At 64.0% G+C, this 12,373-nt stretch carries 11 protein-coding genes; 6 read left to right on the top strand and 5 right to left on the bottom strand.

All coding sequences use genetic code 11. The features are described 5' to 3' along the window. Positions 1-35 precede the first annotated feature (35 nt). On the top strand, positions 36-935 hold the full coding sequence (locus tag MC380_RS12945) for an SDR family oxidoreductase (RefSeq protein WP_242165223.1): 900 nt from the start codon (positions 36-38) through the stop codon (positions 933-935). Positions 936-1,463: 528 nt separating this feature from the next. On the opposite strand, the gene MC380_RS12940 is transcribed toward MC380_RS12945, so the two are convergent. The 3 genes from MC380_RS12940 to MC380_RS12930 form a co-directional block, all read right to left on the bottom strand. After that, positions 1,464-2,144, bottom strand: coding sequence for a L,D-transpeptidase (locus MC380_RS12940; protein WP_242165362.1), 681 nt, complete (start codon positions 2,142-2,144; stop codon positions 1,464-1,466). A 152-nt stretch (positions 2,145-2,296) separates the two neighbouring features. Beyond that, positions 2,297-2,563 carry a hypothetical protein gene (locus MC380_RS12935; RefSeq protein ID WP_242165222.1) on the bottom strand — a complete coding sequence of 89 codons (267 nt, stop codon included), beginning with the start codon at positions 2,561-2,563 and terminating at the stop codon, positions 2,297-2,299. 455 nt (positions 2,564-3,018) lie between these two features. Next, a complete protein-coding gene (locus MC380_RS12930) occupies positions 3,019-4,428 on the bottom strand; it encodes a winged helix-turn-helix domain-containing protein (protein WP_242101768.1) in 1,410 nt (469 codons plus the stop codon). A gap of 104 nt (positions 4,429-4,532) precedes the next feature. On the opposite strand from MC380_RS12930, the gene MC380_RS12925 reads away from it, so the two are divergent. Continuing rightward, complete coding sequence (locus MC380_RS12925; RefSeq protein ID WP_242101767.1) at positions 4,533-5,258, top strand: hypothetical protein; 726 nt, start codon at positions 4,533-4,535, stop codon at positions 5,256-5,258. A gap of 114 nt (positions 5,259-5,372) precedes the next feature. Here the strand turns inward: MC380_RS12925 and MC380_RS12920 are convergent, their stop codons facing one another. Continuing rightward, the gene (locus tag MC380_RS12920) at positions 5,373-5,930 is read right to left on the bottom strand and encodes a TetR/AcrR family transcriptional regulator (RefSeq protein ID WP_242165221.1); all 558 of its coding nucleotides are present in this window, start codon (positions 5,928-5,930) and stop codon (positions 5,373-5,375) included. Positions 5,931-6,052: 122 nt separating this feature from the next. Here MC380_RS12920 and MC380_RS12915 point away from each other — a divergent pair, with 122 nt between their 5' ends. The 4 genes from MC380_RS12915 to MC380_RS12900 all read left to right on the top strand — a co-directional run bounded on the left by MC380_RS12915 (position 6,053) and on the right by MC380_RS12900 (position 11,774). Beyond that, on the top strand, positions 6,053-6,670 hold the full coding sequence (locus MC380_RS12915) for a TetR/AcrR family transcriptional regulator (protein WP_242165220.1): 618 nt from the start codon (positions 6,053-6,055) through the stop codon (positions 6,668-6,670). 84 nt (positions 6,671-6,754) lie between these two features. After that, on the top strand, positions 6,755-7,870 hold the full coding sequence (locus tag MC380_RS12910; RefSeq protein WP_242165219.1) for an efflux RND transporter periplasmic adaptor subunit: 1,116 nt from the start codon (positions 6,755-6,757) through the stop codon (positions 7,868-7,870). After that, positions 7,867-10,935, top strand: coding sequence for an efflux RND transporter permease subunit (locus MC380_RS12905; RefSeq protein WP_242165218.1), 3,069 nt, complete (start codon positions 7,867-7,869; stop codon positions 10,933-10,935). Before MC380_RS12910 ends, MC380_RS12905 begins: the two co-directional genes overlap by 4 nt. A 32-nt stretch (positions 10,936-10,967) precedes the next feature. Next, complete coding sequence (locus tag MC380_RS12900; RefSeq protein WP_242165217.1) at positions 10,968-11,774, top strand: oxidoreductase; 807 nt, start codon at positions 10,968-10,970, stop codon at positions 11,772-11,774. 70 nt (positions 11,775-11,844) lie between these two features. Here the strand turns inward: MC380_RS12900 and MC380_RS12895 are convergent, their stop codons facing one another. Then, the gene (locus tag MC380_RS12895) at positions 11,845-12,366 is read right to left on the bottom strand and encodes a hypothetical protein (RefSeq protein WP_242165216.1); all 522 of its coding nucleotides are present in this window, start codon (positions 12,364-12,366) and stop codon (positions 11,845-11,847) included. Positions 12,367-12,373 lie beyond the last annotated feature (7 nt).

The raw sequence follows: 12,373 nt of genomic DNA, 5'->3' as shown, positions 1-12,373 counted from the left end.
GGCGCCCCATTGATTTCGAATCTAGGAGAACCGCAATGAGCAAGATCATCCTGATCACCGGTGCTTCCAGCGGCTTCGGTCGCCTGACCGCCGAAGCGCTGGCCCGCGCGGGCCATACCGTCTACGCCTCCATGCGCAACACCACCGGTCGCAACGCGCCGGTGGTCGGGCAGATGGCCGCCTTCTCGAAGGCCAACGGCGCAGACCTGCGCACCGTGGAAATGGACGTGCAGTCGCAGGATTCCGTGGATGCCGCGGTGGCCAAGGTCATCGACGATGCCGGCCGCATCGACGTGCTGGTGCATAACGCCGGGCACATGGTGTTCGGTCCGGCGGAAGCCTTCACCCCCGAACAGTATGCGCAGCTGTACGACGTCAACGTGCTGAGCACGCAGCGCGTCAATCGTGCCGTGCTGCCGCATTTGCGCAGGCAGCGCGAAGGCCTGCTGGTGTGGGTATCCAGCAGCAGTTCGGCCGGCGGTACGCCGCCATACCTGGCACCGTATTTCGGTGCGAAGGCGGCGATGGACGCGATCGCCGTGCAGTACGCACGCGAGTTGTCGCGCTGGGGCATCGAGACGTCGATCATCGTGCCTGGCGCGTTCACCAGCGGCACCAACCACTTCGCCCATGCGGGCACGCCCGCCGATGAAGCGCGTGCAGCCGAGTACGAGGCGGGCCCCTATGCAGGCTTTGGCGAACAGGTGCAGAAGGCATTCGCCGAGATCGTGCCACCGGATGTCGATGTCAGCCTGGTCGCCGATGCCATCACCAAGGTCGTGGACGCGCCGTTCGGCGAGCGGCCGTTCCGGGTGCACGTCGACCCTGCGCAGGACGGCGCGGATGTCGGCTTCGCCGTCCTGGACCGCCTGCGCGCCGAGATGCTGCACCGCGTTGGCCTGTCGAAGCTGCTGAAGCCCCAGGTCAGGGCATAGGCAACGTGCCCGATCGCGATCGGGGATCCGGTCGCGATCAGGTTCCCGTCGGCAATTGCCGGTCCTCGTATCCGGAACCGAATGTCCGCTCCGGTTCGGAAGCGGACCTACGTCGACTAGCGACCCATGGTCCACGCGCGCCGCTCGCCTTTGCACTGATGTAATCGACGTCTAGGCGACCATGGCTCCGACTACTTCCAGGTCTGCTTTCGGCCAGGAGCGGACGTAGACCAACCACCAGAATCAAGCTGAGCAGCGAAGGCGCGTCGGCTTGAACGAACTGTCAGACCGGTTCGCTGAGCAAACTGGACGGAGCAATGCCGAGGAGACGGATGCCTGAGTCAAGGACGCGTGCTCCTGGACCTGGGTGGCGTGGAGGAGCTGCCAAGATCAGACGCGACGCCTGACCGGATCCCCGCTGCATGGAAGGCACGACATTGTGCTGGGCACTGGCAGAAGAAGCCGTGCCACGAGCGGCGTCATCCGCTGCGCTGCCTCGCACACCAAGGCAACACGCCGACGCGCCCTTCAGTGGCGGGCGGCCTGTGCGCGTTCTCCGTCGTCGCGTTGCGTAGTCTCGCGACTTTGCGCGAACTCCGGGAAGGTCTCCGCTATCGACGCCTCATCCGGCAAGATGTAGAACACTCCGCCCCGCTCGAACGTCGGACGGATGATCTGCTCGTAGAACTCGGGCGAGACGTTGATGCAGCCATGGGTGATGCGGTTGTCGTCCGGCGAAGGCGATGCAAGGCGCTCGACGCGTCTCTCGGCCGGGACGCCGGTCGCGGTAGGGTGGATGGAGACCGCGGAATCGTAGTCCACCCACAGCACGCGGCCGGCGTCGATCGACGGACCGAATCCGCCCACAAAGCGACCAGCAGGCGTCGTGCGATCCCGGCCCGGAATCTCGCGAAGCGCCAGGCCGGCGACGCCGGGGGCCGTATGGTCGCCGGTCGCCGAGCCAAAGAGCCCGGGGGCCGCGCCGCGAGGCCGGCCGTCGCCGTCGAACACCAGGATCTGTGCGGCGGCCTTGTCTATGACCGCGAACGGATAGCCTTGGTTGTCCTTGGCTGCCACAACCCAGCCCGCGAGCTCGATCACTGTGCCCGCCACATCCTGGCCTCGCGGAAGCTGGTCGGCGGCGGCGACCGGTTGCGCGGCGGCCTCCTCGGCGCTGGCCACGCCGACGCTTGCGAACGCCAGCGCCAGCGCCAGCGCACCATTAACGGCCCGGATCGCAGGGTGTGTGTGCGTACGGATGGGACGGTTCCTTGGAACGAATGACTAATGAAGATACGAGACCGGTGGCCAGCAAGACCACCGGATTCCGGTTCAGGGCGTTCGTCGCGGGTTGTGCGCGACTAACCGCGCGGCTCGCGGCGCGGTGCCGCTTCGAGCTGCTGGACGCGGCCCTCGATCTGATCCAGCCGCTGGTTGGCCTGCTGCGCGGACTGGTTGGCGGCTTCGGCGCTCTGGGCCGCGCTCTGCACCCGCGTGTCGAGCTGATCGAGGCGTGAGTTGATCCCTGCAAACTCGTCGTCATATGTGGCGCAGGCGCCAAGGCCCAGGGTGGCGATCGCCAAGGCGAGCGTACGTGCCATCGTCAGATGCTGTTTGGTCAGAAACATGCCACTTCTCCTCGTCGGGGGAATCCGAAATATAGCGACCATTCTTGCCGGCGTCTTGGCCCGCATTCAGCTGAGGTTTGAATACGTCTCTTGTCTGTGAAGAGGTGGCAACCACTGGGAGTTGCGGCTTGAATCCATCAGTTGCCACGAAAACTCGCAGCATTTGATCGGCCATCACAACCTTGACCAGCAGTGCCGCTGTAAGCAGGGCCAGATGCATCGTCATGCGGAAAGCCACACGCGTGCCGTCGCGAGAGAAGCCATGCGGTTCGACGCCGAGACGGACTTTGCGCGGTCAGGTCGGCGTTCGCCTCGAGTCGAAAGTGGTTAGTGCGTCCATGCCGCCGGCTAGTAACATTCCTAGAAGTGTCCCTAGCACCATTGCCCTAGAGAAGCCCTGCGTCCAGTGGCAATCCTATTCGGGAAATGAAAACGGATTTGAACCAGTCCCCTTTTCATTCTCCGTAGAGCTTCTTCTCAACGTCCGTGAAGCACTGGCGCCCGCGCAGTGGATCCATACGCGGGTCGAGCCTCATCCAGTTCACTAGGAACGACCCGTCGGTAAGCGCGCGTGCCAGCGACTCACATCCCAGGTCGAGCTCCCCAAGTGTCGCCCGGATTGTCGCGAGTTCGTACGACTCGCCGAACCCGCGACTCTGCAACGCGTCAAGCCGCGCGATCTCGCGCAGCGCATCTTCGCGCCGGCCCATCTTCGCGTAGAGCACGCCGAGATCGCCCTGCCACGCGCCGACGACCTTGCGTGCCTGCAACTGCGCGAGCGCTTCGTCAAAACGGCCTGTGGCCGTGAGTGCCCGCGCGAGCACGCTGCGACCCGTGTCAAACCCGGGGTTGGCTTCAATGATCGGCGCCAGTAGCGCAATCGCCTCATCGTAGCGGCGCGCGTTGAACAGGATCAGCGCGTAGTTGGACGAGAGCAGCAGGGTCATCGGTTCCAGGGCCCGGGCGCGACGCATGTCCGCGAGCCCCTCCTCGACCCGCCCTTGCTGGGCATGCCACATCGCGGAGTAGTGCCAGAAGCTGGCGGTATTGAGGCCCAGCTGCCGCCCCTTCTCCAGATCCCGTGTCGCCGCGGCGAAGTCCTTGTCGAAGTCCATGTGGATGTGGAGCAAGGTTACGTGCGCATCCGCAACTCCTGGATCGAGCCTGAGGGCACGCTCGGCCGCTGCGCGCGCCTTCGGCAGCCCGTCCGCGGGCGTCATCAGTTGGCGCACGACTGCGCCCGTGAGCGTGCGGCTGTAACCCGCCCATGCCTCAGCGTATTGCGGATCTTCCTTGATCGACTCTTCGAGCTTGGCGAGTGCGAGCGCGGTCGCGTCGACGTCGCGTCGCGAACGTTGATGCATGCCCTCGACGTACAGCTCCTCTGCGCGGGCGCTGGGGATGTGACGCGCTCCGCCCGCTCTGCGCTCGCTGAACCAGAAGATACTGAGGCCCGCAGCCAACGCAACGACTGCGAACGCCAGCAGGAGCCACATACCGCGCGCGGAGCGGACCGGTGTCGAGTCGATCGCGGCTGCCGGCACCGCCGTGGCCAGCTTTCCGATGAAGCGGTAGCCCACGCGCGGCAGAGTCTCCACGTACCGCGGTGTGTCGCCGACGTCGTCGAGCGCGACGCGCAACTTGCGCACCGCTACATTGAGCCCGTTGTCGAAGTCGACGACTCCCCGCGGCCACAGCGCTTTGACGAGTTGTTCGCGCGTGACGACCTCGCCCGCCCGGTCGGTAAGTTCGATGAGGACGCGCAGGGGCTGCTGTGGCAGCCGGGTCATGCGCCCGTCGCGCGAGATCTCGCCCGAGACGCGATCCACCGTCCAGCCGTCGAATTGCAGGGCTCGCTGTTCCACGGACCGAATAATAAAGAAGTAAGGGCTATCCAAGGGCCGGTTAATGGCTTAAAGGTGTTCCGAAAGGCCAATGTGAAGGTGTCCATTCCAAGAGGAGTTCCTCTATGGCCGCCGTCCTGAGTCTCCGGTTCTATCTGCTGATCGCGCTGGCACTCGTGGTCTTCGTCGTCGTGGGCTTTGCTCCAAGCTACTACCTGCGCATCCTGACCGCTCCGCCGCCGCTCACGACGTTGCTGCATGTGCACGCCGTCGTGTTCACCGTCTGGATGGCACTCTTCCTCGCGCAGGTGGGTCTGGTCGCCGCCCATCGCGTCGACCTGCACCGCAAGCTTGGGATCGCGAGCGCGATCTTTGCCGGCATCGTCGTGGCGGTGGGCGTACTGTCGGTCTTCCAGACTGCCATCTCGAACCATGTCAGCCCCTCGGGGGTGGCACCGCCGCAGTTCTCCATCGTCGGGTTCACCTCGATCGGGCTGTTCGCAGTATTCATCGCGCTCGGCATCGCCTGGCGCCGTCGGCCGGGACTGCATCGGAGATTCATGATCCTGGGCTTCATCGCGTCGATCAGCCCGGCTACGGCGCGCATTCTGCGGCTGCTCGACATGCAGCCGCATCGTGACCTTCTGATCCCGTTGTGCGCGGCGCTGTTCGTCGCCGCCTGCCTCGTACACGACTGGCGCAGGCACCGAGTCGTGCATCCCGCCTATGTGATTGGCGGCCTCGTGATCATCGCGTCGTGGCCGCTGCGAATCATGATCGGACGCAGCGAGTGGTATTTCCCGATCGGGGAGCAGGTGGCGCGGCTGGCGCACTCGATGTTCGGTTCATAGGAAGTTTCGACGAAAAATGGTGTCAGGGACATTTCCGGTGGAAGCATTTGCTCGACCATCACAACAGTGACGATCGCGAGAGCTGCTTGAGCGAGTTTGCGTGTATTACATGAATCAGCAGTCCCCTGAACTCCATCGCTGAGGATAGGCACGCAAAAGAAGGTCTACCGCCTGCGCGACTCTTGGCGTGTCGACGACGGTACGCTGGGTCGCAGATCTCGGGCGCAGATCGCCGATCACCAGAAGCAGGAACGCTTGTGCTACTTGCCTAGGCTGTTCGCAGCAGCGATGACGTTCTAGGAGTCCGGAAAGGAAACGTTCGAACTCTTCATACCGCCTCCGCCACGCGGCCTGTTGCTCCGCGGACAACCGCTGCCCTGCAAGGATCAATGAAACGGCTGCCGGATGCGCCGCCAGGTCCTGCAGTTGAAGACCGACGTCGAAGAGCTGTCGGCGCAGCGGGAGAGCCCCATTTGTGGAGCGCAGTGCGGGCAGATCGAGCAGGCAGCTGTCGATCACCGCATCGATCAATGAGGCCCTTCCGTCGAAGTACGAATAAAGCGTGGCCTTCCGCACCCCCGCCGCCTCGGCCACTTCGTCCATGGTGGGCTGCTCGAACCCGCGTTGGGCGAACAATCCCATCGCCGCAGTCAGGATGGCGGGCCGCAACATGCGCTTGCGTCCCCTTTGTCCTCGCTGTGGCTTTTCCGGGAGGCTGTACGATTTCACAATGTGACTATATTACAGAATGGTCACTTGTTGTCCGCGCCAAAGGCACGCGGTAGGCTAGAGCCATGAGCACCCCAACCCCTTATTCAGTTTCTGGCCGCGGCCCAGTCGATCACGACGTTCGCGATCAGATCGTGGCGGCCGCGACCGACCACTTCAGCCGGTATGGCTACGAGAAAACGACTGTCTCCGACCTCGCCAAGGCGGTTGGTTTTTCGAAGGCCTATATCTACAAGTTCTTCGAGTCCAAGCAGGCCATCGGCGAGATGATCTGCGCCAACTGCCTGCAGCAGATCGAGACCGAGGTCAGGGCCGCCGTGGACGAGGCCGAAAGGCCGCCCGAGAAGCTGCGACGGATGTTCAAGGCGATTGTCGAGGCGAGTCTTCGTCTGCTTTTCCAGGATCGCAAGCTCTACGAGATCGCAGCTTCGGCGGCCAGCGAGCGCTGGCAGGCAGCACTCGCGTATGAGGAGCGGATCCAGGCGCTGCTTCAGGAAATCCTGCAGGAAGGCCGGCAAACCGGGGATTTCGAGCGCAAGACCCCACTCGACGAGACCACCGCGGCGATCTACTTGGTCATGCGCCCCTACCTCAACCCGCTGCTCCTGCAGCACAGCTTTGACTCTACCGACGAGGCGCCCGCCCGGCTGTCTGGGTTGGTGCTCCGCAGCCTGTCTCCATGATGAATAGGCATTAGTGACTATTGACTAATTTGGTCACTCGTTGGAAGATGGGATCCCAGAACGGCTCGTCTATGGGATCCCCTCATGCTCCGGCACCGCCTCGTTTTCACCGCAGTCCTCTGCGTCTTGCCGCTCGCACTGGTCGCATGCGGCGATAAAACAACCTCTGACCCGCGTACCCAGACCCCGCTGGTACGTGCCGCCACCGTCCAGGGGGCCGATTCCGCATCGCGTTCTTTCACCGGGACCGTGGCCGCCCGGGTACAGAGCGACTTGGGCTTCCGCGTCTCCGGCAAGGTGCTGGAGCGACTCGTGGATGCAGGGCAGACCGTCAAGCGCGGCCAGATGCTCATGCGGATCGACCCGGTCGATCTGAAGCTCGCCGTGAATGCGCAGCACCAAGCCGCCGCGGCCGCCCAAGCGCATGCGAAGCAGACGGCGCAAGAAGAAATCCGGTACCGCAATCTGCTCGGTACTGGAGCGATATCCGCATCGGCATACGACCAGGCCAAGGCCGCGGCAGATGCCGCAAGGGCCCAACTTCGTGCGGCCGTTGCCCAAGCCGAGGTTGCCCGCAACGCGAGCCGCTATGCGGAGCTGGTCGCAGACGCGGACGGCGTTGTCATCGAAACGCTCGCCGAACCTGGCCAGGTCGTCAGCGCCGGCCAGGTCGTGGTGCGTGTGGCGCACGCCGGCCCGCGCGAAGCCGTCATCCAGTTGCCGGAAACCCTTCGCCCTGCGGTCGGTTCCGGCGGACAGGCCACGCTCTACGGCAGGGACGGGGTCACCGTCCCCACCCGCCTCAGGCAGCTCTCGGACGCCGCCGACGGGCTGACCCGCACCTTCGAGGCACGGTACGTGCTCGAGGGAGACCTCGCCGACGCGCCACTGGGCGCAACGGTCACCGTCGAGATTGCGGACGGGCATTCCTCCTCGAAAGGCGACTTGCAGGTTCCGGTCGGCGCCCTGTTCGACGCGGGCAAGGGGCCGGGAGTGTGGGTCATCAACGGGAACCCGGCCAAAGTCACCTGGCGTCCGGTCACGGTCCAGCGCTTGAGCGATGAAGGTGCGCGTATCGCCGGCCAGCTCAGGCACGGCGACCGGATCGTCGCGCTCGGCGCACACCTGCTGCGCGAAGGCGAGCAGGTCCGGGTGGCGGGCCAGCCTGCGATCGCGGCCACCGCAGGAGCGAGTCGATGAGCGAGAGCCGTTTCAACCTGTCGGCGCTCGCCGTTCGCGAGCGCGCGGTCACCTTGTTCCTGATCTGCCTGATCTCGCTGGCGGGGCTCGTCGCGTTCTTCCAGTTGGGCCGCGCGGAAGATCCCGCCTTCACCGTCAAGGTAATGACGATCGTGACCGCCTGGCCCGGTGCCACCGCACAGGAGATGCAGGACCAGGTTGCCGAGAAGATCGAGAAGCGCCTGCAGGAGCTGCGCTGGTACGACCGCAGCGAGACCTACACCAGGCCCGGGCTGGCTTTCACCACGCTGAGCCTGCTGGACAGCGGGCCGCCATCGGCGGTGCAGGAAGAGTTTTACCAAGCCCGCAAGAAGATCGACGATGAGGCGAAGAACCTTCCGGCCGGTGTGATCGGTCCGATGGTCAATGACGAATACTCGGATGTCACCTTTGCCCTGTTCGCGCTCAAGGCCAAGGGCGAGCCGCAGCGTCTGCTCGTGCGCGAAGCGGAAACGCTACGGCAGCGGCTGCTGCACGTGCCCGGCGTGAAGAAGGTCAACATCATCGGCGAGCAGTCCGAGCGCATCTATGTCGAGTTCTCGCACGAACGCCTGGCCACGCTGGGCGTCGGTCCGCAGGAGGTGTTCGCCGCGCTCAATAGTCAGAATGCGCTGACTCCGGCGGGATCGGTAGAAACCCAGGGACCGCAGGTGCTGGTTCGCCTGGACGGCGCGTTCAACGAACTGCAGAAAATCCGAGACACGCCGGTGGTCGCGCAGGGTCGCACACTCAAGCTCTCGGACATCGCCACGGTCCGGCGCGGCTACGAAGACCCGGCTACCTTCCTGATCCGTAACGGCGGAGAACCGGCCCTGTTGCTGGGCATCGTCATGCGCGATGGCTGGAACGGGCTCGACCTGGGCAAGGCACTGGATAGCGAAGTAAGTGCGATCAGTGCCGAGCTGCCACTGGGCATGAGCTTTACCAAAGTCACCGACCAGGCCGTCAACATCAGCTCGGCGGTCGACGAGTTCATGGTCAAGTTCTTCGTCGCGCTGTTGGTGGTCATGCTGGTGAGCTTCCTCAGCATGGGCTGGCGCGTAGGCATCGTGGTCGCCGCTGCTGTGCCGCTCACGCTCGCGGCGGTCTTCGTGGTGATGGCCGCGACCGGCAAGAACTTCGATCGCATCACCTTGGGATCGTTGATCCTGGCGCTGGGCCTGCTCGTCGACGACGCCATCATCGCCATCGAGATGATGGTGGTGAAGATGGAGGAAGGCTACAGCCGCATCAAAGCCTCCGCTTACGCCTGGAGCCACACCGCCGCGCCGATGTTGTCGGGCACATTGGTGACGGCTGTCGGCTTCATGCCCAATGGATTCGCCCGTTCCACGGCCGGCGAGTACACCAGCAACATGTTCTGGATTGTCGGTACCGCGCTGATCGCGTCGTGGGTAGTTGCGGTCGTGTTCACGCCTTATCTGGGCGTCAAGCTGCTGCCGGATCTCAAGAAGGTCGAAGGTGGCCACGAGGCGCTTTACGACACGCCGCGCTACAACCACTTCCGCCGGATGCTGGAGCGCGTTATCGCCCGCAAATGGTTGGTGGCTGGTTCGGTAGTGGGCCTGTTCGTCTTCGCTATCCTCGGCATGGCCATCGTCAAGAAGCAATTTTTCCCGATCTCCGACCGCCCTGAAGTGCTGGTGGAGGTGCAGATGCCCTATGGCACGGCGATCGGGCAGACCAGCACCGCGACCGCGAAGGTCGAGGCGTGGCTCGCCCGGCAGAAGGAAGCCCGGATCGTCACCGCCTACATCGGCCAAGGAGCGCCGCGCTTCTACTTAGCGATGGGACCGGAACTGCCCGATCCATCGTTCGCCAAGATCGTAGTCCGCACGGACAGCCAGGACGAGCGCGAGGCGTTGAAGCACCGGCTGCGCCAGGCGATCGCCAATGGCCTAGTTCCCGAGGCGCGCGTGCGCGTCACCCAGCTCGTCTTCGGTCCGTACTCGCCGTTCCCGGTCGCCTACCGCGTCGTGGGACCCGACCCGGAAAAGCTGCGCGAGATCGCCGCCGAAGTGCAGCAGATAATGGAAGCCAGCCCGATGATGCGCACAGTCAATACCGACTGGGGCACGCGCACGCCTGCGCTGCACTTCACCTTGCAGCAGGACCGCCTGCAGGCGGTGGGGCTCACCTCCAGCGCCGTGGCACAGCAGTTGCAATTCCTGCTGACCGGCATACCGATCACCGCTGTGCGCGAAGACATTCGCACCGTGCAGGTGGTCGCGCGCTCCTCTGGCGATATCCGGCTCGACCCGGACAAGATCACGGACTTCACCTTGGCCGGCGCCAATGGCCAACGCATCCCATTGTCACAGGTGGGCGAAGCGGATGTGCGCATGGAGGAACCGATCATGCGCCGGCGCGACCGCACGCCGACGATTACAGTGCGCGGCGACATCGCCGAGAACCTGCAGCCACCCGACGTCTCCACGGCGATCCTGCAGAAGCTCCAGCCGATCATCGACAAGCTGCCGGACGGCTACCGCATCGAGCAGGCCGGCTCGATCGAGGAATCGGGCAAGGCCACCAAGGCCATGCTGCCGCTGTTCCCGATCATGCTGGCGGTGACCCTGATCATCATCATCCTTCAGGTGCGCTCGATCTCCGCCATGGTCATGGTCTTCCTGACCAGCCCGTTGGGCCTGATCGGCGTAGTGCCCACCCTGATCCTGTTCCAGCAGCCATTCGGCATCAATGCATTGGTGGGCCTGATTGCGCTCTCGGGAATCCTGATGCGCAACACGCTGATCCTGATCGGGCAGATCCGCGAGAACGAACAGGCCGGTCTGGAGCCGTTCCATGCGGTGGTGGAAGCCACCGTGCAACGCGCCCGTCCCGTGATCCTGACTGCCTTGGCGGCCATCCTGGCCTTCATCCCACTGACCCACTCGGTGTTCTGGGGAACGCTCGCCTACACGCTGATTGGCGGCACGTTCGCAGGAACGATTCTGACCCTGGTGTTCCTGCCGGCCATGTATTCCATCTGGTTCCGGATCAGGCCCGTCCCCTCACAGCACTAATCCATTCCATTCACCCATCGGAAAAAGCAGCCATGTCCAATTCCAAAGTCGTTCTTGTCACTGGAGTGTCGTCGGGCATCGGGCGTGCCACCGCAATGAAGTTTGCCGAGCGAGGTTGCCAGGTGTTCGGCACCGTGCGTAGCACCGCAACGGCGCAGCCCATAGCGGGCGTCGAGATGATCCAGATGGATATCCGCGACGAAGCTTCGGTCCAACGTGGAATCGGAGAGATCATCTCCAGAGCCGACCGCATCGACGTGCTCGTCAATAGTGCCGGCGTGACCCTGCTGGGCGCGACCGAGGAAACGTCGATTGCCGAGGCGCAATCGCTGTTCGACACCAACGTGCTCGGCCTCTTGCGCACGACGCAGGCAGTACTGCCCCGCATGCGCGCGCAACGTTCGGGAAGAATCGTCAACGTAAGTTCGGTCTTGGGCCTTCTCCCGGCGCCCTACATGGGGCTCTACTCGGCATCCAAGCATGCGGTCGAGGGGATGTCCGAGACTCTTGATCATGAGGTGCGCAAGTTCGGAATCCGCGTGGTGCTTGTCGAGCCTTCCTTCACCAGAACGAACCTGGACGCCAACGCGCCCCCGACAACTTCGAAGATTTCGGACTACGACGACGAACGTGAGCTCGTCCTCCGGGCTGTCCAGAAGAATGTCAGGAATGCGCCGGAACCCGATGGCGTGGCCAACACGATTGTCGAGGCGGCGCTTGGCAGCTGGCGCATGCGCCGCACGCCGGCTGGACAGGCTTCGGTTCTCAGCAAGCTGCGTCGCTTCATGCCGGCCGGTCCCGTCGATGCCAGCCTCAGGAAGGCGTTTGGACTGTCGTGAGGCACCACTGCGAACGAAAATCAAAAATGATGCAAGAGACATTCCCGGTGCCCAGGGATCAATCCTGACTTCACTGCGAGATCGTACGAGGACGCATCTCTCGCCCGGTAGGGTCGGTTTCCAGGACCGACTCATGCAACCCGCCGATGTGGGCGACGGGCCTGTCATCGTCGTCCAGCTGAAAGAGACCCCAGGACACATCCGCGATCGGATTGGGAAAGCCGGGATCCCCCAGCAGGTAACACAGGTTGAACAGCAGGTCCGCCTGCATGCCGCGGACCACATCCGTCAGGTCATTGGGATCGGCGCCCGCGGACAGTAGTCGCTGCAATGCAAGTCCGACGCCGGCGTAGGGCTCATCCGGCCTCTTCAGGGCGGACTCGATGTACGGCGCTATCCAGCCGGTGTCGCCGTCGGCAAGCACCAGCGACCATGCCTGCTTCAGGAACACGAAGCGGGCGAGTTGCGGGATGCCCTCCTGGACCTGGCTGCTTGCCCACCCTTCCGGGTCGTTGGCTCCAAGCTTGCGAAAGATGGCGGTCAGTTCGTCAAAACCGTGCGACATGGCCTGGCTCCATTCCGATGCCTGCATGATGCCG

It is taken from the genome of Lysobacter sp. M15 (assembly GCF_022662515.1).
GTDB lineage: Bacteria > Pseudomonadota > Gammaproteobacteria > Xanthomonadales > Xanthomonadaceae > JAKPBU01.
The sequence above is the reverse complement of the archived record's forward strand: the minus strand, read 5'-3'. Positions and strand labels throughout refer to the sequence as shown.